This window comes from Roseiflexus sp. RS-1 (assembly GCF_000016665.1).
Taxonomy (GTDB): Bacteria; Chloroflexota; Chloroflexia; order Chloroflexales; family Roseiflexaceae; genus Roseiflexus.
The window spans coordinates 1,580,628-1,604,430 of record NC_009523.1 but is presented as its reverse complement, the minus strand read 5'-3'; the positions used below and the strand labels follow the sequence as shown (position 1 = coordinate 1,604,430).

Here is a 23,803-nt window from a genome sequence, read left to right as displayed (position 1 = left end):
TGAGTCACGACATTGCGTGATCGTGTCTACCGTACCGAAGCGATCATCATCCGGCGATCCGATGCAGGTGAGGCGGATCGTCTGGTAACGATACTGACGCCGCTGGGCAGACAGCGCGTTGTCGCCAGAGGTGCGCGCAAACTACATAGTCGCCTGGCCGGGCATATCGAACTGTTCACCCATACAATGCTCATGCTGGCAATTGGGCGTAATCTGCACATTGTGACGCAGAGCAGTCCGCTGGATCGCTTCGAGCGACTGCGCACCGATCTGGAACGCATCGGCGCAGCGTACTATGCTGCTGAACTCGTTGATCGCCTGGTCGAGGAAGAAGCCGAAAATAAACGTGCCTTTTCGATTTTGCTGGGCACATTGCGCGCCCTCAATGCTGGCGCTGCAATCGATCTGACGCTGCGCGCGTATGAACTGCATCTGCTTGATGCCCTTGGATACCGTCCGCAATTGTACGAATGCGCTGCGTGCGGTGCGGTGCTGACCGAAGCAACCAATCGTTTCAGTCCGGTAACAGGTGGGGCGCTCTGCCCCGATTGCGCCGGGGTGGATCGCCTGGCATTGCCGATGAGTCTGGCGGCATTCAAACTGCTGCGCTACCTTCAATCTCAACCGCTGGAGATCTCCGGAGAACTCCGCATATCACCTGCTACACGCGCGGAAACCGAATCGTTGTTGCGCGCTTACCTGCGCCATATCCTGGAACGCGATCCGCGTTCGCTGGCGTTTCTCGATGATGTTCGACAGATGTTGCGCACCTCCAGTCCGGCATCTGTCGGCTCATCCGCAACGCGCTATTTCGCTCAGGGAGATACCGATGAAAACGATAGAGACCCTCCTGGGGCGCGGTGAACGAGTGCGTTATATCGGTCGGCAGCATGTGTTCGTTTTGATCAGCAATATCGTGACCGAACTCACGCTGATTGGCGTGTTGATCGCGGCTGGCGTCGTCTCACAGATTGCCTTTCCCGATAAAGTCCTTGCCGGGATGGAAGTGGGCGTGCTGGTGCTGATAGTGTGCGTTATCATTAGCCTGCTTATTCTTGGCAGCGCTGTGCTCGATTATCTGCGCTGGTCGAATGCGCACTACGTCGTTACCGATCGGCGTGTGCTTGTGCTGCGGGGCATCTTCAACATCGAAGTGGTCGATGTGCCGATTGAGAAAATAAACGAGGTTGAGTTCCGCCAGAGCTGGTTGGGGCGTCTCTTTGGCTTTGGCGATGTTGAGATGACCACCGCTTCGGAGTCCGGCATCTGTCAGTGTCGTCATCTTGCCAATCCTGATGGACTCAAGCGCGCGCTGAGTGACGCGCAGCACGACCTGCAACGCGGTTATGCCTATCTCGACCAGCACGATATCGATGCCTACCTTGAACTGGAAGATGCCCTTGCTGGCGACCCGAACGTTGAACGTATCTCACATGCATTGCAGCGCCTGGCAGATATGCGCGACCGCGGCTTGATTTCGCGGGACGAGTTCGAAGAGAAAAAACGCGAACTGTTGAGTCGAATATGACATCGCTTTCGTGATGTCGGGACATTATAAAGGACGCATTGTGAACGACCTTCTTGCCTGGATCGAACAGGCGCGTTCGATTATTGCCGCCCGTAGTCCTATCGAACCGCGCATTGCGCTTATCCTCGGATCAGGGCTGGGTGACCTGGCAGATGCGGTTACCGAATCTGTCACCATACCCTATACGGAGATACCCGGCTTTGTGCAGCCCGCAGTCGTCGGTCATCGCGGCGAGTTGGTGATCGGTCTGCTGGCAGGGCAGCCAGTTGCTGTGATGCGCGGACGTTTCCACTTTTACGAGGGGCACTCGATGCAACAGGTGACATTTCCAGTGCGCGTGTTGCACGCCCTCGGGTGTACCGCGCTACTGGCAACCAATGCAGCCGGCGGGTTGCACGCCGATTGGCGTGTGGGCGATCTGATGCTGATCACCGATCATATTTTTCTGCCAGGGCTGGCCGGGCATCACCCGCTGCGCGGACCAAACGATGATCGGCTGGGACCGCGGTTTCCGCCCATGGTGGGTGCATATGACCCGACGTTACAGGCAGTGGCGCGCGCAGTAGCAGCCGAATTGGGCATAGCGCTGCGTGAAGGCGTCTACATGATGCTCTCCGGTCCTGCATTCGAGAGTAGCGCCGAGTTACGCATGTGCCGTGCACTCGGCGCCGACGCGGTCGGAATGTCTACCGCGCCGGAAGTCGTTGTGGCGCGGCATATGGGGATGCGCTGCCTGGGACTGTCGTTGATTACCAACCTCGCGTTGCCGGACGGACCGCCTGCCAGTCATCAGGAAGTGCTGGATGCCGGTGATGCGGCGCGACCGGCATTCACCGCGCTGATCTGCGGCATCCTGGCACGGATGGACAGCGCTGCTACCATCCCCACGTCCCCGGTCCCCCTTTGAACGGTCCGACAATATCCGACGTGATCCAGCCGCCGTAGAAATCGCCCTCTTGCGCGACGACCTGTTCATCATCGACATAACAGGCATCCATCCGGCTCGGATAGAACGCCACGTATCCGGCAATTGCCTCGTATCCGGGTGATGGGCGAGCGTAGGACCATGCTGCGTGGTCGGCGCGTTTCTCGCCGACCTGAACGGTATAGTATCCGGCTGATCCCTTGAATTCGCAGAATGACCGTTTGCCGGTCGGCGTCAGATACTCCATTCGAATATCGTCGGGCGGAATATAGTATGTCGGCGGATGACTCGTCTCCAGAACGCGCAGCGCACGGCGCGTATCGGCGATAGTCACCCCGCCGAACACCACCCGCACGCGGCGTGATGTCGGTTCGACCCGTGGCGGGCGCGGATAATCCCAGACCGACTCCTGCCCTGGACCGGGCGGGATGCGACGCACCGGTTTCATGGCGCACTCCTTGCCTGAACGCCGACGCTGACTTCCTGCTCCTCTGCTGGTTGCAGGGTCATTCGTGACGCAGCGACCTCTTCGACCCGTGAGCGGCTCCAGGGCATCGGATGGTACTGCACGTTAAGCCATGGCTGGATAAAATCACTGTAGTGACGGCTGCCGGGATGCCCTGACTGACCGGTTGGCTGAATGCTCTGACTGCGATCCCAGTCGGCAGTGTCGCAGATCTGGCGGTACGATGGTGCGACATAGAAAGGCGGACCGGCGAACTCGCGCGGCAGGAATCCCATATTGACCGTATCGAGATCGCCGCCGGTCGGGAATGGTCCGCGGTTGAAGATCGTCGCCAGCGCTGGCAACGAACCGAGCGGATGGCGAATCGTCAGCGAATGGATGCGCCCATACCGCCAGGTGCTGACATCGTCGCCGAGTTCGGCGCGCAGTTCAGCGATGGTCGCATTCCAGGCGGCAGCCAGAATTTCATCTGCCGTGCGCTCGCCAAAGAAGCGATCATCACGTTCACTCAGACGGCGCAGGAGATCGGGGAACATCCGATGAGCGAAATCACGCCCCGGCAGCGATGCGAACGCCCCCAACCCGACGACCAGATTGAGCATATCGACGGCATCAGCGCAGGCAGTGGTCAACAGGCGTTCGCGCAACCGGGCATAGATCGTGCCTCCGACACTATCGGCGCTCAATTCGCCATTCCAGGTCGCAAGCGCATCACGCGCCTGCTGCGCCACCGGGTCATCGGCAGGCAGACGACCGGCGAGCGACGCCAGTTCCAATCCAGGCAGGCTGCGCACATCAGCGTGAATGCGTGCAAACGACTCTGCGTCGTGACGGGGTGTCTGTTCGATCAACTGACGAATGCGCGCGGCACGGTAGCCATTCATCCATTCTGCTGGAAATGGATGCGGATACGAGTCGCTGATAATGCGGTTGTTGGCGGTGACGACAAATCCTTCCGGCGGGTTCAGAACGTGGGGCAATTCGGCGTGCGGGATAACGCCGACCCATTCGTACTCACCCGTCCATCCGGGAACCGGCAGGCGACCGTCGCCTTTTGCACGCAGCGGAATATCGCCGCCGAGGGCATAACCAATATTCCCTTCCACATCGGCATAGGTGAAGTTCTGCGGCGGTACGGTCCAGTCGACCAGCGCCGCGCGAAAACTGTCCCAATCGTGGGCGCGGTTCAATCGAAACACAGCGCGCAGCAGGCGCCCCGGCGTCAGCGCCGTCCAGCGCAGCGCCAGCGGTTGATCGGCGTGCGTCGTCTGCCCGTTCGATACGCTCTGTTTCTGATCGGGAAGCAGAGCGTTGATAATCGGACCGTGACGTGTGATGCGCACCTCTTCGATTACCACCTCGCGCTGCCCGCGGACGACGATCTCCTCACGCACCAGTTCGGCGGTTTCCCACTGCCCCTGATACTCATACCGCAACCCGGTCGGATCGGTCGGATCGAATTTTTCCAGATAGAGGTCCTGGACATCGTTGCGCGTATTGGTCACGCCCCAGGCAATATGCTCATTATGCCCGATGACCACGCCGGGTGTGCCGGGAATGCTGGCGCCAGTAACGTGGAAATCACCGCCGCTCAAATGGTTTTCGTACCAGAGCGAGGGCATGGTGATCGCCAGGTGGGGATCGTTGGCGAGCATTGCTCCGCCACCGGCGGCGCGCTGCGGCGCCACAGCCCACGAATTGCTCCCCTGCCCGGCGCCGTCGGGGAAAAAGCGGGCAACCGCATCCGCCCGATCAATGGCGGATTGCCCCATGGTGCGCGTGTACTGAACTCCAGGCGGCACGATGATCGGATGGTCGTCCGGGTAGCGTGGTTCGAGCGCTGCGGCGCGTTCCGCGCCAACGGTCGCAATCAGGCGCGCGCGCACCAGTTCCTCGCGCCAGTTGTGCGCGAGTTGCAGCGCCATCATTTTGCCCCACACAATCACATCCGCTACCGTCCAGGGACGAGGGCGCAACCGCAGAATCGTAAACTCAATCGGCAGATTGCCAACGTGCTGGTCAATGAACGCATTGACTCCCCGGACATACGCCTCAACCAACCGGCGTGTCTCATCGTCCAGCGTCTCGGCTTCGCGTTGCGCCACCCGGCTAAACCCCAACACCCGAATGAACCGGTCAGAGTCGAGCGCCACCGTGCCAAACAATTCCGCCAGTTGACCTGACGCGGCACGCCGCTGAAACTCCATCTGCCACAGACGATCCTGCGCGTGGACATATCCCTGCGCCATGAAGAGGTCTTCACTATTGGCGGCGTAGATATGCGGAACACCCCAGCGATCGCGAATCACCTTGACCGGGGCTTTTAACCCCGGCAGCGGCAGCGTGCCGGATGTACGCGGCAGCGGGCGGCGCAGCGCTGCAATCGCGCCGACGCCAGCAAGTCCCGCTGCTGTACCGATGACGATACCTGCAGCTTTCCCCAACTGACCAAGTGAAATCATGCCAGCACCTGTTTCTCATACTGCTCAAACAACTCAATCATCCCGCTACTGTTCCTTTGGCAACGATGTCGCAATGTCGTAGACCAACACCTGTACGTCGAGACCTTCCTCGGTGAGCAATTTCAGCGTTATCTCCTGGGTCGCCGATCGGATCGCTTCCTCGTGGTCGGCTGGCGCATACGCGCGTATCGCCGCTTCCTCAGCAGAACGACGTTGCACTTTGAGAACGGCATCGGGACTGACGTTCTTGATCCGCTGCGACAGATCAGCAATGGCTTCATCAAGCGTCATGGTGTGCTCCTTCTGTCTCAGGATGCTTCTGCATTATACGCGATTCTGGCGTGTCGCATCCGGGCTACAAGTTCGCTGAGAATGAGCGCGGTTGCGCCCCATACTTTGTAACCGGCGATGGCAAAAAATGGCACGAGCACATCGTGACCGTGCAACTTCCAGTGTTCCACCATAACTGTCGCCGGGTCGAGGAGTTCGCGCAGGGTAACGGTGATGACCCGCTCGACTTCATCGTGGTTGATCGTCAGGCGTGGCGGTGCATTGAGCACCCCCACGACCGGTGTAATACGAAAATTGCTCGGCGGAATGTAGACTGGCGTCAGGGTTCCAAGCACTGTCACCGTATCAGGCGCGATGCCAAGTTCTTCTGCGCATTCGCGCAATGCTGTCGTAACCGGTCCAGCATCGTCCGGGTCAGTGGCGCCTCCCGGCAGAGACACTTCACCCCGGTGGCTGGCGACATGGTTGCTCCGCACGGTCAACAACAGACGCAGATCGGCGCCATCGGGGTAGAGGGCGATCAATACGGCGCCAATCCGTGGAATGACGCCCGGCGCTGGCTCACGTGGGCGGAATGAGCGCCCGGCAAGATCGCGCACCAGCAGCAACTGATCGTCTGGCAGGGAGACGGTGGTGTTGAGCGCCTGACGGACAAGATAGATCCAACCCGCCCAGGGCTCATTATTGTATGCGATATCCACCGCCTGTACCGCTCCTTCCACGTCTGCTGTACGATAGAACATAGCATGAACCCTGTCAAGACGCAAGTACGGACGTTTGTGATGAACGTCTTTGTTATCGTACCTCGTTATCGTAACCGACGCAGCACAGGCGTCGGCGTCGTTGGTGGGACGGTGCACGTCACCGAGCGAACGATCTGCCCTGTGCCGCGTATTCGTACCGTTACCTCATACGTTCCAGCCCGCTCCATGCCGGGGATCAATGGCAGCGCAAAGTCGCCGGATGCACGGGCGCTGCCGCCGCCGACGATCCGACTTCCGAAGTAGATCAGCAGCGGCGCGTGCGGCGGCGCAACGCCGCTGATGGTGATCAATCGACCGGGGGCGCATTCCAGGGCGCCCGGCACGGTCGGCGTCGCTTCGGCAACCTGCGCGAACTGTGGCGCAATGGTTGGTGCGCGGGTTGGCGGCGGCGCGATGGTCAGCGTTGGACGTATCGTGGGTGGCGCTGTCGGGGTTGTCGGCATCGTCGGGGTTGTTGTGGCAGGCGCCGGAGGAACCGTTGGGGGCGCTGCGGTGGTGGCAATGGGTGAGCGTCCGGCAGTCGGCGATGCTGGCGGCGGGTAGGCTGATGGCGGCGATGCTGATGGCGGCGACGCGGTTGCGCCTGGCGCCGGGTATCCCTGTTGTGCTGTCACTTGTGTGTTCCCACCAATGACGAACAACGCTATGCTAATGCCGAGACATATGATAACCAGCGGGATCAGCAGCGATGGGTGTTGGGGTGGATTGTTCATACGATCACTCAGTTTAAATAGTGATATAATGGAACATCAAGGATATATCTTACACCATTTCCGTTCTGAGTGCCGGGCAGAGGCACTGCGTCCGGTGTTCTCGCGGAAATTGGTTTGACGAACAGGAGGATACGGCTATGTCGTGGGCTGAAGATGTGCTCAAAGACCTGAGCGCACACGGACATCGAGTGACCGCCCCACGTCGTGCCATCCTGGAACGGATCATGCAGTACAATCAACCGTTCAGCGCCGAGCAGTTGTTCCGCGATCTTGGCGGCGAGTCTGGTCCGATCGGGCGCGCGACCATTTACCGCACGGTCGATCTGCTGGTTGAGGATGGATGGCTTTCGCGCGTCCACTGGAGCGCTTCGAAAGAGACACATGTGGCAAATGAGCATGCCTATGTTCCGGTAGAACAGGGTCATCAGCATCACATGATTTGTCGCAAATGCGGGACGGTTATCGCCTTTGAAGGATGTGATATTGAGACGCTTCTGGGTGGGCTGGCGCGTCGGTTGAACTTCAAGGTCGAAGGTCACTGGCTTGAGGTCTATGGTTTGTGCCAGGTGTGCCAGCGATCCGAATAAGGCAGGATCAGGCTGGTCGAGCATGCACCCCGGTTGCGAACAATGTCGATGGAACACATTTCGGCGGGCGATTGTTGACTGAACTATCTTTCGGTCGCCCCTCTTCGCGCATCACGCCAGGCGCCCGCCGAAATGAATGACCGCCTGCTTTCTGCGTACCGCTCACGTCTGTTCACTATTGCGACGCATCGATGATCCCCTGAAAATCCTCGAACGGTCGCGCGCCAACCAGGCGTTGTCCGTTGATGTCGAAGACAGGACGCGAGCGTATGCCTGCATCCTGCGCTGCGCGAAAATCCGCTTCGATGCGGGCGCGATGCGTGCGTGATTGCATACATACACTGTACTCGTTCGAGTCAAGATCGACGGTTTGCGCCAGGTATGCCAGTGCTGCGTCGAAATCGCCAGTTGTGTAGAGTGCCACCTGATTGCGGTAGATGGCGTCGCGCATCTCCCAGAATTTGCCCTGATCGCCGGCGCACTCCGCCGCTTCTGCGGCGCGCAGCGACTCTTCCCCCAGTTGCAGGAGATGCCGATACACGATCCGCGCCTTCCCCGATGCCACATATGTCTCGATGATCTTCGGTTCGGTCTCTTCGACGTGGAAGGCGCATGCCGTGCAGAGAAAATCCGAAAATTCCAGGATGGTAACCGGAGCGTCGGGATTCCCCAGATAGTGGTATCCTTCCGGTGTACGTCCGCGTTCCAATGATGCCAGTTCACCCGATGACGCTGGCACAGGGGCGTCGGTTGCAGCCAGCGATGGCGCGGCGGTCGCTGCGGCGGGGGCGCTCGTCGGCGCTCCGGGATTCGGCAGGGCAGTCGCTGCAGCGGGGGCGCTCGTCGGCGCTCCGGGATTCGGCGGGGCGGATGCTGTGCTGCCGCAAGCTGCGATCAGGAGCGACGCCGCCAGGAAGAGAAGCGTGTATGTTCTGATCATGGCAGTTCCTTCTGCTAGTTCTTTCGCATCGTGCGCCACCCTCGCGCACGGCGAACGATGCTCAAAGCGCTCCATCGGCGCATCAGGCGCAATCTGGTATGATGGACGTGCGTAATGTTTCCTCTCTGTGTATGAACGGAGTTCCGACGGGCATGGATGCTCCTCGTATTTCGCTGGTGTGCACCGTCCGCGACGAGGCTGACAATATTGCCGACCTGATCGACTCGATGCTGGCGCAGTCGTTGCCGCCGGACGAGATCGTTGTCAACGACTGTCAGAGCCGCGATGCGACGCCGCAGATTGTTGCCGGGTACATCGCAGCCGGTGCGCCGATCCGTCTGGTACGGGGCGGCGACAATATTCCTTCAGGGCGCAACAACGCCATCCGCCACGCACGCGGCGCAATCATCGCGTGCACCGATGCCGGATTGCGGCTTGATCGGCACTGGCTGGAACGGATCACTGCGCCGATTCGCAGCGGCGACGCCGATGTCGTTGGCGGTTTTTTTCGTCCCGCACCCCGCAGCCTGTTCGAACTTGCGCTTGGCGCCACCAACTACCGTGACGTTGAAGAGATCGATCCGGCGCGCTTTTTGCCGTTCGGCAAGTCGTGCGCCTTCCGGCGCGAGGCGTGGGAACGGGTCGGCGGGTATCCTGAATGGGCGAATCACTGTGAAGATGTGGTGTTCGCGCTGGCGCTCAGACGTCACGGTTTTCGCTTTGCGTTCGCTCCCGATGCGCTTGTCTTCTTCCGTCCTCGCTCGTCTCTCGCTGCATTTGCGCGGCAGTACTATTTCTATGCGCGCGGCGATGGAGTTGCCGGTCTCTGGACCGGGCGCCACCTCATTCGCTATACAACCTACACTGCGGCAACGATCCTGGCGCTGGCAAGCTGGCGGCATCCCTGGATGCTGGCACTCATCGCGGCGGGAGGCGCTGCGTATGTGCATAAGCCGTTGTGGCGTCTCCATCGCCGCGCGCCGGCACTGAGCGGCGCTGATCTGATCCGCGCCGTGATCCTGATACCGATCATCCGTCTGGTTGGGGATGGCGCCAAGATGGTCGGCTATCCGGCTGGCGTGATCCAGCGGTTCCGCTCGGCATCGTTGCGCGCCGCAGTCGCCGGTTATGGAAAAGAAGGGCTACAGCAGCACCACCTGTCCGATCAGCGACACCCCGGCGCGTAGATGGGCGCCGGGAGCGGGAAGCCACTCGATCAGGTCACGCGGCGCCAGCAGATCGACCCGACTGCCGAAGCGCACACGGCTCAACCGTTGACCGGCGCGCACCCGGTCGCCCAATCGCACCAGCGGCGTCACGCGCTGCCCGCGAAAGCGTGTCGTCACACTGAGCAACAGCGGTCCCCACCCTGTCGAGATGCCGATAAAGAGCCGCTCAGGGCGGTACGTTTCGCGCGGTTCGCGGAACAGCAACGGATCGGCATCCTGATGTTCGAGGTAATCGATGCTGCCGGAAGCCGGACTCCTTTGCACTGCAACATCGATAGGGGAGACGTCGATCGTCAACTGAATCGCATCGGTATGCAGGAAGCGATGCTCGTAGACTTCGGTTGTGCCAAGCGCCACGCCATCGGCTGGCGCGAAGAGCGCATCGGCGTCATCGGGTGTTGTGCGTTCCGGGTCGCGGCAGACGAGCGCGGTCAGCGCCGTCAACGCCAGCGGCAGTGGCGCGAGGCGCGGACGAACACGCAGCAGAATACCTGTCAGACCGACGCCCAACCCCACAATTGGCGTGGCAACCGGTTCAAGTCCGGGGATGCGCGGTAACGAGTCAGGTGCAAGGCGGTTATCGAGCATGGCGGATAGACCCTTCGGGTCTTCGAGACAACGTTTAAGGGGATCAACCCTCCTGATTATCATCATCGATCAAGCCAGGCAGCAGACGCACCACGATCTGCCCGGCTGCAACATCGAGACGCTCGACCACATCGTGGATCATCGGCAGCAACGTATCGGAACGCCCCTGGCGTTCCACAACGATCACATCATTCGCGCCGGTCTGCACCACCTCGCGCACGACGCCAATTTCGCCGCCGCCGCTCTCAATCACCCGCAGACCGTACAGTTGATGAATAAAATACTCATCCTGGTCGAGCGGCGCGGCGTCGCACTCACGGATCGTCACTTCTGCGCCACGCAGGGCTTCAGCGGTCGTCCGGTCGGTCACGCCGCCCAACGAAAGAATAAGGATCCCCGCCTTTGGTTCGTGAACGCGTTGCAACGTGAACGGACGACGCTCTTCTCCCAGAAAGACCGTCCGCACGTGACGGCGGAGGTGATCGACCTGATCGGTTATCGCGCGAATTTTGATCTCGCCGCGCAGACCAAATGCGTCGATCACCTTGCCGATTAACAGCACTTCATCAGCGGAAGGTCGCTCTTCCATCATCCTATTCAATATCGACGTGAACACGCTTATGGCGCCGCGCCGCTGCCACGCTCATCAGGTCACGGATAGCTTTGGCGACCCGCCCGCTGCGCCCGATGACTTTGCCCGTCTCATCAGGTGCAACCGTCAACTGATACGTCACCGTATGGCGTCCGGTCCGTTCCTTAATCGTTACTGCTTCGGGGTGATCGACCAGATTGGTCGCCAGATATTCCAGCAACGCTTTCATAGATTCACCCTTCAACCGGTGTCGTTGCAGTTGGCGTTGGTTTGCCGTCGGCGTCGAGCACGCCGACCTGTTTCAGCAGGCGCACGACCGTTTCTGAGGGCTGCGCGCCGACGCTCAGCCAGTAACGCACGCGATCAGCCTTCACATGCAATTCTTTCGGCTGACGCACCGGATTGTAATGCCCGACGATCTCGATAAACTTGCCATCGCGCGGTGCGCGCGAATCGGCAACGACCAGGCGATAGCTTGGTTGCTTGGTTTTGCCCATCCGACGGAGACGAATTGTAACCATTGCGCTGACTATTCCTCCACTGCTGTTGACTAACGCATCCGACGCATCAACTCGCGCGGATCGATACCGCCTTTGCCGCCCATTCGTTTCATCATCCGCTGCATCTGGCGGAACTGATTGACCAGTTGCGTCACTTCCTGAACCTGTGTGCCACTACCGCGCGCAATGCGCTCTTTGCGCCGACCCTTGATCAGGTCGGGGTTGCGGCGTTCTTCCTTCGTCATCGAAAAGATGATCGCTTCGATCTTTTTCAAGTCCTTTTCGGTGATGATCTCCTCGCGCGCCAGTTTGTCCAGCCCCGGAATCATGCCCAGGATCTGCTGAAGCGGACCGAGTTTGCGCATCTGCTGCATCGAAACCAGGAAGTCCTCGAAGTCGAACGACCCCTTGACCAGTTTCTTCTGCATTTTGCGCGCCTGCTCTTCGTCGTAGATCGCTTCGGCGCGCTCGATCAGCGACAGCACATCCCCCATGCCCAGAATGCGCGACGCCAGTCGGTCCGGGTGGAACGGCTCGATCGTGCTGGCTTCAACCTTTTCGCCCGAACCGAGGAACTTGATCGGCACGCCGGTGACGGCGCGCACCGACAGGGCGGCGCCGCCGCGTGCATCGCCATCGACCTTGGTGAAGATGACGCCGGTCAGTCCCACGCGCCGGTTGAACTCCTCAGCAACGCGCACTGCCTCCTGACCGATCATTGCATCGACGACCAGCAACCGCTCGACCGGGTCGACGGCGGCGTTGATCTGTTCCAGTTCCGCCATGAGCGGCTCATCAATCTGAAGCCGACCGGCGGTATCGATGATAACGTGGGTCAGGTTTTCGTCGCGGGCGCGGCGCAGCGCGTGGCGCGCGATCTCCGGCGGGCTGACCTGTGTGCCTTCCGCATGCACCGGGATGCCCAGCTGACGCCCCAGCGATTCGAGTTGCGTGATGGCTGCCGGGCGATAGATGTCGGCGGCGACCAGGAGCGGTCGTTTGCCTTTCTTGCGCAGCCAGAGCGCCAGTTTGGCGGCGGTGGTCGTCTTACCGGAACCCTGCAAACCGATCAGCATGATGACCGTCGGACCCGGACGCGCTTCAGCGAGCGGCACATTCGCCTGTCCAAGCAGGTCGATCAGTTCCTGGTGAACGATCTTAATCACCTGCTGGACTGGCGTCAGGCTTTTCGCAACCTCTTCGCCGATCGCTTTTTCGGTGACGCGCGCGACGAAATCGCGCACCACTTTGAGGTTGACATCCGCCTCGAGCAGCGCGATGCGCACCTGTTTCATCGCCTCGCGCACGTCGTCCTCGGTCAGTTTGCCTTTCCCGCCGAGTTTTTGAAAGACCGCCTGCAATCGGTCGGAGAGACTTTCAAACATGGCGCGACCCGCACTTCACACAAAAAAGCGGCGATCTACCGCTCTAACCATCACATTGTAGTCAGAATCCGCCGCTGCGTCAAATTATCCGTAGAGCGCCGCCAGCACGCGTGCGGTGATCTGTTGCTGCACAATCCCTGCCAGCAGGAACATCGGCAGCAGGACGAACAGCCATACTTTGGCGAACTGCGCCAGCGACCACAGGATGTTCTGCCCGACGGTGAATCCTTTAGGGGGCGCCATTACGGCGGCGCCGATACGGATGCCCAGAGCGGCGCCCAGAATCGCCGCAGGCAGTTCAATGACGCCGTGGGGGAGGACGTAGCCAATCACGAACTGAAGCGGGCTGTGCGAACCGAGCGTCATCCAGTCGCCGCCAGTTGCCGCAAGCGCACCAGCGATATAGCCGATTCCGCCGAACGCAAAGAAGGGCACCATCAGCGAAAAGATGCCGAAGGTAAAGGTTGCCAGCAGCGCAGTGATCAGCAGGCGCGCACTGTTGGCGATGCCGGTAAAGATGCCAAGCGCCAGGTTTGGTTCCGGCGTGACGCCGACGCGCCCCGGTGACTGACCGATCCGGTCGAAGAAGCCGCCGAGGAGCGGTCCGCACAGTGCACCGGCGATTGCCGCAACGAGGGCGACCAGGATTGGCAGGCGGTAATCGCGCAGCAGGGCTGGCAATTCGTGCAGGTAGAACCGGCGCAGTGAAAACGAGCGTTCGACGTATGCTTCCGGCGGCGTGCCTGCCGGTCGATACTCGCGCAGGAACGTCAGGAATGTGCTGGCGATGTGGCGCAGGTTCAACTGTTCGTGCTCGCGCGACAGAATCTCTTCGCGGTTGAATGTTCCCATGCCGGTGCGCGTCAGCGCTGCAGCAACCACGAGCAGAAGGACAACCGCCAGCCAGAGCACATCCCAGCGCCGCGCAATGATCAGGAGCGCCTCGAGTTGGATGATCGCCGCTGTTGGCAGCAGCACGAAACTGGCAAGCAGGTTGGCAGCGCGAATGCTGGTGGTGTGACTGGAGATGATCACTGCGCCAGCGACCATGACCACCGATTTTGCCAGAATGAGGAGCAGCACCACGACCAGATACTCGAAGTTGAGTCCATCAAAGAACAGATCAGGTTCACGGATGCGGAGCGAAATGCCGAAGATCGCCATCGCCAGGAGCGACGACATCAACGGCGGAATGAGCGAAGAGATCAGTTTTCCCAGATAGAGCGCATTGTCGGAGAGCGGCATCGACAGCAGCGCTTCGAGACTGTTGCGTTCACGCTCGCCAACGAACGACTCCAGTGCAGTGATCAGCGAAAACGATGCCGGAATGAACCCGACGAGCAGCATGGCGAATGGGATGAGGCGAACAACCGATCCGCGATCCCCCACGAAGTCGATGGCGACGCTCGACGCGGCGATCAAGAGTTGCGGCAGCACGAAGGTAAGGATGAAGATCGGCACAAGAATCCGCCAGTCGGTCAGCGTGTCATTGACCTCACGGCGAACAATCGTGCGAACAGCGCCTGCGCTCATTAGGTGACTCCTGACACAGTTTCTGGCATCTGCCGTTCCGACTACCGGCTCTCAGCCATTTCCGGCGTCGGTTGATCAACGGGCAACGTGTTGGCGGATTGGTGCGCCGTTCCTGATCTGGCGGTCATCCGGTCGTTGCCTGCGACGATTTCCAGGTACACGTCCTCCAGACGGCGCGGCAGTTCGTTGAGCGCAACGATCGGAATGCCAGCAGCAGTGAGACGCGCAACGAGTTGCGGGTTCGCGTGGTGCGCATCGTCGGTGTGATAGTAGACGCATTCGCCGTCGATCCGATCAATATGCACCAGACCATCGAGAACTCTAACCGCAGCCGCGGCTGAGATCGCCAGCCGGAGTTCCCAGCGCGGCGCACCCAAAAACTGACGGGTCAATTGAGCAAATGTGCCCTCGGCAACGATCATGCCGTTACGGATGATGACAATGCGATCGGCAAGTTCTTCCGCCTCAGTCAGGTTATGGGTGGTGAGCAGGATGGTACGCCGTGCAGCGCGCAATTCCAGCATAGCGTCGCGCACCTGACGGGCGCTGTGCGGGTCCATTGCTGTCGTTGGTTCGTCCAGATACAGCACCGGCGGATTGTGAATGAGCGCCCGGATCAGCGCGATCTTCTGCTTCATGCCTTTGGAGAAACTGTCCAGCCGTTTCTCGCGCGCATCCCACAAGCCGAACTGACGGAGCAACTGCTCAGCGCGACGGGCGCTGTCAACAGCTGACATCCCCTGCAATGCGCCAAAGAAGCAGAGATAGTCCTGCGGGCGCATACGCAGATAGAGACCGGGGAATTCGGTAAGCAACCCGACCACGCGGCGCACCTCGCGCGCCTGTTCGACGACATCGTACCCTGCGACCCGGGCATATCCGCTGGAAGGGCGAAGAATGGCGCCCAGCATACGCACCGTTGTCGTTTTGCCGGCGCCATTCGGTCCGAGCAGCGCAACCACTTCACCGGGATCGACGTTGAGCGTCACACCGCGAACAGCATGAAATGCGCCAAAGATTTTGTGGAGATTGTGCGCTTCGATCATAGTTTCGTATGGATGCTGGTGGAAACGATTTCGTTCTTGGGATGATGAACGAACCCGCAACGAATGCGGCTCATACATAAAGTATACCAGCCTGAACGTTGATGTGACAGACGCCGATTATTGCAATACGGGTGCAACCTTGTAACAGGATGTGGTATGTGGATGGTATGGTATAATGCGCGCCAGCGAACATGATAAACATAAAATGGCTGTTCCGGCTTTCCTGCCGGTAGAGACAGATGAGAGGGTCGCGTGGGGATCAACCCGCTCAATTCACTGTTCGGCGCGCTCAGTCGTGATCTCGGCATCGATCTTGGCACTGCCAACACGCTAGTCCACGTGCGTGGCAAGGGTATTGTCATCAGTGAGCCATCGGTCGTTGCAATCGATAGAAAAACCAAGGAAGTCAAGGCGGTTGGCGCGGAAGCCAAGGCGATGGTTGGCAAGACGCCGGCAAATATCATCGCGGTACGTCCGCTGAAGGATGGGGTGATTGCCGATTTCGACGTTGTCGAAAAGATGCTGAAGTATTTCATCGGCAAGGCGCACGACCGCTCGCTCGGCATCGTATCCCCCCGTCCGCGTGTGGTGGTCGGGGTGCCGTCGGGCGTGACGCAGGTGGAGATGCGTGCGGCGCGCGATGCGGCGCTGAATGCCAACGCGCGCGAGGCGTATGTGGTCGAAGAGCCGATGGCGGCGGCGATTGGCGCCGGTTTGCCGGTCGATGAACCGGTTGGTTCGATGATCGTCGATATTGGCGGCGGCACGACCGAGGTCGCGGTGATTTCGCTCGGCGGGATCGTGATCAATCACTCGATCCGCACGGCGGGCGATGAAATTGATGAGGCGATCATTCAGTTCGCCCGGCGTGAATACAACCTGTTGATCGGCGAGCGCATGGCGGAAAAGGTCAAGATTGCCGCCGGCAGCGCATACCCGCTGGACGAAGAGATCCGCGTCATTTTGCGCGGGCGTGATCTGCTGACCGGTCTGCCAAAAGCGGTCGAGATTTCCAGTGTCGAACTGCGCGAAGGCATTGCCGGTCCGGTCAATGCAATCGTTGCTGAGGTACGCGCTGCGCTCGAAGAAACACCGCCCGAACTGGTGGCGGATATTATGGAGCACGGCATTGTGCTTGCCGGTGGCGGCGCGCTCCTGCACGGGCTTGACCGCCGGATCGCCGCAGAAACGAAGATGCCGGTGCATATTGCGGAAGATCCGCTCTCGTGCGTGGCGCGCGGCGCTGGCAAAATGGTCGAGGAGTTCGACAATCCGGTGTACCGCGATATTCTGACCAGTACGCAACGCACCCGTCGCGTTCGTTACTGAGAATCCGAACGATGCTGCGCGATCGCCCATACCGACTGTCACAACCGGCGCGACGTTCGCCATTGCTGATAATCCTGCTGGTGCTGATCGCAGCGGCGTTGCTGGCTGCCGATCAGGCCGGGTTGCTCGGTCCGTTGCGTCTCCATGCCCAGGCGATCATCAGCCCGGTGCTGGTCAGAATGCAGCAGATGGGCGCCTGGATCGAGTCGCTCGTCGGGCAGGCGAGTGATGATCAGGCGCTTCTGGCGGAACTCGAGGCGCTGCGTGCGGAGAACGCCGATTTGAAGGCGCGGTTGATCCAGGCGGAGGCGCTGGAGTTCGAAAATGCGCGCCTGCGTGAACAGGTGCGTATCGAGCAGGCGTATCCCTGGCAGTTGCTGGGCGCAGATGTGATTGCACGTACTCCCGACACCGGTCGTCGCCTGGTGTTGTTTGCTGCTGGCACGGATCAGGGGGTGCGTCCGGGAATGGCGGTCATTGCGCGTGAGGGGAGCAATCCTCCCGCTCTGATCGGTATCGTTGAGGAGGCGGGTCCGCGCACCGCCTCGGTGCTCTTGATCACCGACTATAGCAGTGCGATCAGCGCACAGGTGTACCAGGAAACCGATGTTGTTCGCGGTGTGATCCAGGGGCAGTGGCAGCGCGGATCGCGCCTGCTCTTGCACTCGGTTGCGCGTGAAGCGCCGCTGGCGGCTGGCAACACGGTGCTGACCGCCGGTCTGTCGGCGGAACTGGCGCTCAGTGTGCCTCGCGCGGCAGTTCCGCCAAATGTGCCGATTGGCGTGATCGAGATGGTCCAGGATACCGGGCGTGATCGCATTGCCGGGGTGCGTCCATTTGTTGATCCTGATCGGGTACGTTACGCATGGGTCATTCTCGCCAGCGACGAATCGAAGAAATAATCGTGCATGAAGCGGCGCTGTTCGCTGCACTGTTTGTTGGAGCGCTGGTGCAAACGGCGTTGCTGCCGCGCCCATTTGATGTGCCGATCAACCTGATGCTGCTGCTTGCAGTCTGTCATGGTCTGATCGCCGGAACGACATCCGCAGCGCGCTGGGCATTCTATGGCGGATTGGCGCTTGACCTGTGCGCGATGACGTTCGCCGGCATGCACGCGCTGGCGCTGCTGACCGGCGTGATTGTATCAACAGTGCTGGTCTCCCGTCTGAGCCGCGAGAACTGGCTCGTGCCCATTCTGGGGGTTGCAATCGGCGCCTTCCTGTATCATGTCGTGTACGCGTTGCTCCTCACCCTGCTGGTTGCATCGGTTGACTTCGAGGGGTACGCCCTTGCTGCGCTTGTGCCCGATACCCTGATCGCCCTGATCCCGGCGCTGCCGCTCTATCTTGTGTTTCGCTGGAATGAGGATCGGGTGCGCCGACGTGTGCCGGTGGATGTGTATTGAGGGGGTGGTCGTTGAAGGTTGAAGGTTGAAGGTTGAACGTGGGAGCGTTGGTCGTTGAAGGTTGTAAGGTTGAAGGTTGAACGTTGAACGTTGAAGGTTGAAGGTTGAACGTTGAACGTTGAACGTGGGAGCGTGGGAACGTGGGAGCGTTGAACTTGAACGTTGAACGTGGGAGCGTTGAACATACAGATGAAGCGTATCCGTGGTCTGCAAATAACCGTTCTTCTCATATTTGCCATCCTGATTGGACGGTTATATCAGTTACAACTGGTCGATGCCCAGGCGGATCAGTACCGTTACTCAACGGCAGTGCGCGTCATGCGTTACCTGCCGATGCGCCCGATGCGCGGCGAAATATTTGCCAGCGATGGGCGTACCCTGCTCGCGCAGACGGTTCCGATCTACACGCTTGCTATCCGCCCCGCCGATCTCCCTGCCGATCCCGCGTCTCGTGCGCAGGTGTTTGCGCATCTCAGTCAGACGATTGGGATAACCAGCACCCTGATCATTTCTCCAGCCGCTGCCCTTGAACGCGACCCGGTTCTGCGCAGTGATCTGGTTCAGGGTCTTGGCGCTGAAGCTGTCGCACGCGCGCAACGCATCGAGCCGCCGTTCACTGCATTGCTCGCGGTGGCGCCTGATCAACGTCCTGCGCTGGACGCACTGACGGCGCGCTATCATCAGGTGGTGCAGTTTGCGCCCCAAACGCTGGATATCGACGCAGCGCCAGCGCTGGCGCCTTCCCCGCCGATCTCGGTGACGCTCACGATCTCACCGGCATCAGCGTTGCAGTACAACCTGGCGCTGCGCGAAGATCTCGTGCGCGTGCTGGGTGACCGCGCAATCGAACCGCTGGAAGTGCCTCCTGTGTGGCTGCGCATCGATGTGCCGCCTTCTGTGATGCTCAATGCGCTGCGCTTATCGACAGCGTACAGTGACGTGGCAACACTGGAAAACCCGATTGCCAGCATGGTCGAACGGGCGAACATTCCCGGCTACCAGACCGTGACCATTCGCGAAGATATTCCACATTCCATCGCGCTGGCATTGATCGAAAACGCTGCCACGCTGCGGGGGGTTGTCATCGAACAGGATTATCGCCGACGGTATCCGTTGAGTACCGAAACGCCGTCACTGTCATACATCCTGGGGTACATCGGTCGAGTAAACCAGTGCGAACTTGTGCGTCAGAATCCGGCGCGCTCATGGATGAGCGGGTTGCTCGAGTCGATCGGCAGTTCGATCGAGTGTGGCATCATTCAGAAACAGATCAACCCCTACGAATTGGGGTTGCCCCGCTATCTGCCGGATGATCGGATCGGCAAGTTCGGCGTCGAAGCCAGTTACGAAGAGGAGTTGCGCGGGCAACTCGGCATGCAGGAGGTGCTCGTTGATGCGCTCGGTCGTCCGGTGCGTCCGCCGCAGACGATCAAAGCGCCGCGCGATGGGTATAACCTGGTGTTGACCATCGATGCACAGTTGCAGCGTCAGACGGAACAGATTCTGCGCAACTGGATCGAAGAGAGCGAACGCCGCCGTCAGACGATGCCGGATCGTTTCGCCTACAAGCGCAACTACGACCCGATCCGTAGCGGCGTGGCAATCGTCGTTGAAGTGAAGACCGGTCGGATTCTGGCGATGGTTAACTGGCCCGCCTATGACAACAATATCTGGGACCCGACGCGCGCGGCGGAGTTGCAGGAACTCTTCTTCCCCCGCGATCCGGAGAAGCAGAAAGAGCTGGCGCGTCTCTCGCTGCAGGTCAATCGCGCGATCAGCGGTCAGTACCCGCCCGGTTCGACGCTCAAGCAGTTCGATGCAGCCATTGCACTCCAGAAGGGTATCATTACAGAGAACACCAGAATTCGTGATCCTGGTAAATTGCTGGTTGAGGATCAGTATGTACCCGGCGTGGTGTATCAGTATGTCAACGCTTCATCACGCGATAACGGAATGATCGATGTGCGCCAGGCGCTGAAGGTTTCGTCGAATATCTTCTTTATGTCGGTGGCGGGCGGCAACCGGGAAAATGTGATTAATCTCAAACCAGAAGAGCAGATCATCGACAAAGGGTTGGGTATCACTGCTCTGGCAGAAGGGCTTGGATGGTTTGGCTTTGGTGAACCGACCGGCGTGCATCTGCGCGGGGAAGAAGCCGGGCGGGTGCCGACGCCCGCCTGGAAGCAGCGGGTGCTTCGTTCGGCATGGACAACCGGTGATACCTATAATGCTGCAATCGGTCAGGGGAACCTGGAAGTGACCCCGCTCCAACTGGTGATGGCGTCGGCTGCGATTGCCAATGGCGGGTTTCTCTACCGCCCGCAGATCGTTCGTGCAATAACCGATGCGAATGGGAATGTTGTGCGCGACATTCAACCTGAACTGATCCGCCGCATTCCCGTTGATCCCAGGCATCTCCAGGTCGTTCGTGAGGGGATGCGGTTGTCGGTTACCGAAGGTTCAAGCATCGCGGCGCGCGATCAGTGCTCCGGGTTGAGCATTGCCGGAAAAACCGGCACCGCTGAGTTCGGTCCGCTGATCACCATTCCCGCTCCCGATGGCAGAGGAACACGGGAAGTGCGCCAGAGCCACGCCTGGTTCGTCGGTTTTGCGCCTTACGAGGATCCGGAGATCGAGGTGCTGGTGCTGGTCGAGGGCGCTGGCGATATGAATGATGGTTCGGCAACGATTGCCGTGCCAGCGGTAACGCAGATCATGCAGGCGTATTTTGGCGTCACACCACCCGATCCGCTGCCGCGTGGATGTCAGCAGGGCATGCCACCGCTGCCGCCGCGCTTCACTCCTTCGTCCCCTGAACCTGCCGCGAATCCGCAGCCGGTCGGTCAGCGGCGATGAGGCTTGAGACCATGATGAACCGCTCTCCATCCACCCGTGTGATACTGGCGCTGCTGCCAATTGTTGCCTTCCTGCTGATGGCGCTGATCTGGTCAATGGCGTCTGGCAGCGTCCTGGCGCAGGAAGTCACCCCCACGCCACTGCCGACCGTCACTCCGTGGGGGGGAAGGCGCGGCGTGATGCCTGGCGGCGCGGCGCCGCTCCTGCCATACTGGCTCGCCGGATTGCCCATCATTGCGGCGCTGATTGCATTGATCGTCTGGCGCACCCGACGTGCCCGTTGATCCTGCGCGTTACCTGTCGGTCGTCAGGCGCAGGCGCACCCATTCGATGCGTATGTTGCCGCCGTCGCCAACTCCAACCGGATCGATCCGCAGGCGCGTGATGATGCCGTCCCATCCCGGCGCAGCACGCAGATCGATGGTGTAGGTCGTTGCGTCGCCTGTGGCGTTCAGTTCCCAGCGTACCGACCGTTCTTCGCTCATCGCGCCATCAACGCCAGCATAGAAGAGTTGCGCATCACGGTTGCGCGTGCCGTTCGCCATGCGAATTTCGATAGCGACGACCTGGCGGGCATCAAGATGCAAAAGCGGACTCAGCAGCGCCGGATCGATGCCCGGTGTGATGTTCCATCCACGATCAACCGACTCATCGGGCGCATTGAATGCCTGCCATCCCATCGTATCACGCTCGAACGTCCATCCCGTCGTCAGCGCCAGTTCGGTGGCGGTCGGCAAACGCCAGTAGGTCGGAATGGGAGCGGCGAAATCGAGGTTGAACAGGGTTGTGCGATACGGGGCAAAACAGTCTTCCACCTGGCGTTGCGTGATGCGGTGACGCTCCAGCACCCGTTGGGGCGGATGGAGCGCTTCATCGGCGATGATGATTGCGGCGCCAGCGCGTTGTGTGGTTGCGATCCGGTTTCGCAGGATGCTACAGGCGGCTTCCCACGATCCTGCACTGTCGAACAGCGCCTGGTTGAGGGAGACAAAGTTTTCGCGCTGTTCGTAGTGCGGCAGGTAGAGTTCCTGTAATCCATCAGGAACGATCAGCAGATCGGCGGGGGTGCTGTGCGCTGCCAGTTCACGTGCGATCAACCGTTGCAGATCGGTCGTCGGGTTGCCGCGTTGCGCGATTGAACCGTAGTTGACCCACACGATGACCCCGACAATCGTCAGCGACGCCCAGATCGGCATGCTCCAGCGACGCGCCTGCGCCAGCGCCCGCGCGAAGATCAGACATGCTGGCGGCAGACTGGCAATCCAGAACTCGATATTGTCCGGCTCCCACCATGCAAAAAATGCGCCATACGTCGCCAGCCAGACGACCAGCGCCGCCCACGGCAGCGAAGGCGCTGGCATTCCCGGTTGCTCCGCCGATGATATTCCCTGACGGACGCGCTGCCCGCCAGCCCACGCTGCTGCCACACCAAGCGCCAGGTAGAACCATCCGCCGCCCGGTTGCGCCAGCGTATCGCTCAGTCCTGTGCCGAGACTGACGACCGTGTTGGTTGTGAGTGGTCCGCCCCACCATCCTGTGCGCGCATATTCCGTCAACCATGCCAGCATGGCGTCGATCGTGCGGAAGTTACTGACGATCAGCATGACATACAGGTAGGGCAGCACCGTTACCAGTGCCAGTGCGATGGCATACGCAGCCCAGCGACCGGTGAAAGCGCGCACATCCTTCGTCGCGCGCAGGTCTGCCAGTGCGATGACCGCAACCGGCACACAGAACAGGACATTCGTCTGATGGAACAGCACCGCGCCGCCCTGCGCCACCCCCAGCGCCAGGCATCGCCGGGCATGCCAGGGGCGTGGTTGGATGATCAACGCCAGGCATATGATCAGGAACAATGTTGCAACGGTGTACACCTCGATTTCGACGGCATAGTACCAGAAGGCATACGAACCGCCCAGCAGGAGCGCAACTGGCAACGCCGCATCAGTGCGACCGGTTGCTGCGCGGGCCGTGACATAGAAGAGCGCCACACCGAGCGCGCCAGCGATGGCATTCACCAGTTGCATGGGCAGCGCTGCGCCGCCATCGTACCCCAGCGCACGACCGAGCGCCAGCGCCAGCGCGCCGAGCGGACCATACGCCAGGTGGTGCGGATGGAACAACTCAGTCCATGGCTTGCGCTCGACACTCGTCACATACGAAAGTGCATCGAACGTATGCACCCGGGTCAACGTCGGCAGATAGAGGAAGAGCATCCCGACGAACAGTGCAGCGGCGATCAGGCGGGAGTCACGCACAACCGGCGACATTGCGCTTGTTCGCATCACTGATCGAGGTCTGGCGTCACCCGCAGTTGATCGCCCACTCCGGTGCGACTGGAGCGAATTGCGCCGACGGGTAGTTCAACCACGTAATACCCGCGCCAGGGCGCAACTCCGGCGAACGGATGCCATGGCGGCAACGCCTCGCGCATACCGATCACCCGGTGCTGGCGATCAACGAAGAGAACATCAATCGGAATACGCATAAAGAACATGTGGATGCTCGATTCAGGCACCAGGATCAGGCCATACCCGGCAGGAAGATCCGGGCGCCCCATCAAGCCGCGCCCGCGTGCCAGCAAAGACCGCGCCACTTCGGCGCGGTCTGCAATCACAGTGCCACGGGTAAGATTTTCGATGACGGTATACGACATACGGTGGA

The 23,803-nt window shown here is 60.4% G+C and carries 25 protein-coding genes; 10 read left to right on the top strand and 15 right to left on the bottom strand.

The features are described 5' to 3' along the window. The first annotated feature begins 12 nt into the window (after positions 1 to 12). From recO to ROSERS_RS06705, 3 genes are read left to right on the top strand one after another with little or no spacing between them, the layout of a single operon-like run. Entirely contained in the window at positions 13 to 864 is an 852-nt protein-coding gene (gene recO, locus ROSERS_RS06715; protein ID WP_011956057.1) for a DNA repair protein RecO, read from the top strand. Beyond that, positions 830 to 1,528, top strand: coding sequence for a PH domain-containing protein (locus ROSERS_RS06710; RefSeq protein ID WP_041333172.1), 699 nt, complete (start codon positions 830 to 832; stop codon positions 1,526 to 1,528). The genes recO and ROSERS_RS06710 overlap by 35 nt, the downstream gene beginning before the upstream one ends. A gap of 13 nt (positions 1,529 to 1,541) precedes the next feature. Next, on the top strand, positions 1,542 to 2,435 hold the full coding sequence (locus ROSERS_RS06705; protein WP_011956055.1) for a purine-nucleoside phosphorylase: 894 nt from the start codon (positions 1,542 to 1,544) through the stop codon (positions 2,433 to 2,435). Here ROSERS_RS06705 and ROSERS_RS06700 read toward each other — a convergent pair. The 5 genes from ROSERS_RS06700 to ROSERS_RS06680 form a co-directional block, all read right to left on the bottom strand. Next, the gene (locus ROSERS_RS06700) at positions 2,404 to 2,901 is read right to left on the bottom strand and encodes a DUF427 domain-containing protein (RefSeq protein WP_011956054.1); all 498 of its coding nucleotides are present in this window, start codon (positions 2,899 to 2,901) and stop codon (positions 2,404 to 2,406) included. The two genes, ROSERS_RS06705 and ROSERS_RS06700, sit on opposite strands and share 32 nt — an antisense overlap. Further along, positions 2,898 to 5,381, bottom strand: a complete 2,484-nt coding sequence (locus ROSERS_RS06695) for a penicillin acylase family protein (RefSeq protein WP_011956053.1) — start codon at positions 5,379 to 5,381, stop codon at positions 2,898 to 2,900. The genes ROSERS_RS06700 and ROSERS_RS06695 overlap by 4 nt, the downstream gene beginning before the upstream one ends. 45 nt (positions 5,382 to 5,426) lie before the next feature. After that, on the bottom strand, positions 5,427 to 5,672 hold the full coding sequence (locus ROSERS_RS06690; RefSeq protein ID WP_011956052.1) for a hypothetical protein: 246 nt from the start codon (positions 5,670 to 5,672) through the stop codon (positions 5,427 to 5,429). A 17-nt stretch (positions 5,673 to 5,689) separates the two neighbouring features. Next, complete coding sequence (locus tag ROSERS_RS06685) at positions 5,690 to 6,415, bottom strand: NUDIX hydrolase (RefSeq protein ID WP_011956051.1); 726 nt, start codon at positions 6,413 to 6,415, stop codon at positions 5,690 to 5,692. A gap of 65 nt (positions 6,416 to 6,480) precedes the next feature. Further along, on the bottom strand, positions 6,481 to 7,149 hold the full coding sequence (locus tag ROSERS_RS06680) for a hypothetical protein (protein ID WP_011956050.1): 669 nt from the start codon (positions 7,147 to 7,149) through the stop codon (positions 6,481 to 6,483). Between the two features lie 137 nt (positions 7,150 to 7,286). On the opposite strand from ROSERS_RS06680, the gene ROSERS_RS06675 reads away from it, so the two are divergent. Beyond that, the gene (locus ROSERS_RS06675) at positions 7,287 to 7,736 is read left to right on the top strand and encodes a Fur family transcriptional regulator (protein ID WP_011956049.1); all 450 of its coding nucleotides are present in this window, start codon (positions 7,287 to 7,289) and stop codon (positions 7,734 to 7,736) included. A gap of 175 nt (positions 7,737 to 7,911) precedes the next feature. Here ROSERS_RS06675 and ROSERS_RS06670 read toward each other — a convergent pair whose 3' ends face one another. Beyond that, positions 7,912 to 8,676, bottom strand: coding sequence for an Rcas_1661 family thioredoxin-like (seleno)lipoprotein (locus ROSERS_RS06670; protein WP_011956048.1), 765 nt, complete (start codon positions 8,674 to 8,676; stop codon positions 7,912 to 7,914). Positions 8,677 to 8,828: 152 nt separating this feature from the next. On the opposite strand from ROSERS_RS06670, the gene ROSERS_RS06665 reads away from it, so the two are divergent. After that, positions 8,829 to 9,863 carry a glycosyltransferase gene (locus ROSERS_RS06665; protein WP_041333169.1) on the top strand — a complete coding sequence of 345 codons (1,035 nt, stop codon included), beginning with the start codon at positions 8,829 to 8,831 and terminating at the stop codon, positions 9,861 to 9,863. On the opposite strand, the gene ROSERS_RS06660 is transcribed toward ROSERS_RS06665, so the two are convergent. From ROSERS_RS06660 to ROSERS_RS06630, 7 genes are all read right to left on the bottom strand, one after another. After that, positions 9,819 to 10,493, bottom strand: coding sequence for a phosphatidylserine decarboxylase (locus ROSERS_RS06660; RefSeq protein ID WP_011956046.1), 675 nt, complete (start codon positions 10,491 to 10,493; stop codon positions 9,819 to 9,821). The genes ROSERS_RS06665 and ROSERS_RS06660 overlap by 45 nt on opposite strands. 43 nt (positions 10,494 to 10,536) lie before the next feature. Continuing rightward, positions 10,537 to 11,085: a ribosome maturation factor RimM gene (gene rimM / locus ROSERS_RS06655; RefSeq protein WP_011956045.1), complete on the bottom strand. Its 549-nt coding sequence runs from the start codon at positions 11,083 to 11,085 to the stop codon at positions 10,537 to 10,539. Position 11,086: 1 nt separating this feature from the next. Then, complete coding sequence (locus ROSERS_RS06650; RefSeq protein WP_011956044.1) at positions 11,087 to 11,314, bottom strand: KH domain-containing protein; 228 nt, start codon at positions 11,312 to 11,314, stop codon at positions 11,087 to 11,089. Positions 11,315 to 11,318: 4 nt separating this feature from the next. After that, the gene (rpsP, locus tag ROSERS_RS06645) at positions 11,319 to 11,606 is read right to left on the bottom strand and encodes a 30S ribosomal protein S16 (RefSeq protein WP_011956043.1); all 288 of its coding nucleotides are present in this window, start codon (positions 11,604 to 11,606) and stop codon (positions 11,319 to 11,321) included. 29 nt (positions 11,607 to 11,635) lie between these two features. Beyond that, on the bottom strand, positions 11,636 to 12,970 hold the full coding sequence (ffh, locus tag ROSERS_RS06640) for a signal recognition particle protein (protein ID WP_011956042.1): 1,335 nt from the start codon (positions 12,968 to 12,970) through the stop codon (positions 11,636 to 11,638). An 84-nt stretch (positions 12,971 to 13,054) separates the two neighbouring features. Continuing rightward, a complete protein-coding gene (locus ROSERS_RS06635) occupies positions 13,055 to 14,503 on the bottom strand; it encodes a stage II sporulation protein M (protein ID WP_011956041.1) in 1,449 nt (482 codons plus the stop codon). Between the two features lie 41 nt (positions 14,504 to 14,544). Next, a complete protein-coding gene (locus tag ROSERS_RS06630; protein WP_011956040.1) occupies positions 14,545 to 15,549 on the bottom strand; it encodes an ABC transporter ATP-binding protein in 1,005 nt (334 codons plus the stop codon). A 252-nt stretch (positions 15,550 to 15,801) separates the two neighbouring features. Here ROSERS_RS06630 and ROSERS_RS06625 point away from each other — a divergent pair, with 252 nt between their 5' ends. From ROSERS_RS06625 to ROSERS_RS06605, 5 genes are all read left to right on the top strand, one after another. Next, complete coding sequence (locus tag ROSERS_RS06625; RefSeq protein ID WP_011956039.1) at positions 15,802 to 16,878, top strand: rod shape-determining protein; 1,077 nt, start codon at positions 15,802 to 15,804, stop codon at positions 16,876 to 16,878. Positions 16,879 to 16,889: 11 nt separating this feature from the next. Continuing rightward, complete coding sequence (gene mreC / locus ROSERS_RS06620) at positions 16,890 to 17,780, top strand: rod shape-determining protein MreC (protein WP_011956038.1); 891 nt, start codon at positions 16,890 to 16,892, stop codon at positions 17,778 to 17,780. Then, a complete protein-coding gene (locus ROSERS_RS06615) occupies positions 17,744 to 18,283 on the top strand; it encodes a hypothetical protein (protein WP_049767478.1) in 540 nt (179 codons plus the stop codon). Before mreC ends, ROSERS_RS06615 begins: the two co-directional genes overlap by 37 nt. Positions 18,284 to 18,472: 189 nt before the next feature. Further along, complete coding sequence (locus ROSERS_RS06610; RefSeq protein ID WP_011956036.1) at positions 18,473 to 21,139, top strand: peptidoglycan D,D-transpeptidase FtsI family protein; 2,667 nt, start codon at positions 18,473 to 18,475, stop codon at positions 21,137 to 21,139. Between the two features lie 11 nt (positions 21,140 to 21,150). Then, a complete protein-coding gene (locus tag ROSERS_RS06605; protein ID WP_011956035.1) occupies positions 21,151 to 21,423 on the top strand; it encodes a hypothetical protein in 273 nt (90 codons plus the stop codon). Positions 21,424 to 21,432: 9 nt separating this feature from the next. Here ROSERS_RS06605 and ROSERS_RS06600 read toward each other — a convergent pair whose 3' ends face one another. Both ROSERS_RS06600 and ROSERS_RS06595 read right to left on the bottom strand, forming a co-directional pair. After that, positions 21,433 to 23,424 (bottom strand): ArnT family glycosyltransferase, encoded by a 1,992-nt coding sequence (locus ROSERS_RS06600; protein WP_011956034.1) that lies wholly within the window; start codon positions 23,422 to 23,424, stop codon positions 21,433 to 21,435. After that, on the bottom strand, positions 23,424 to 23,795 hold the full coding sequence (locus ROSERS_RS06595; protein ID WP_011956033.1) for a DUF192 domain-containing protein: 372 nt from the start codon (positions 23,793 to 23,795) through the stop codon (positions 23,424 to 23,426). Before ROSERS_RS06595 ends, ROSERS_RS06600 begins: the two co-directional genes overlap by 1 nt. Positions 23,796 to 23,803 lie beyond the last annotated feature (8 nt).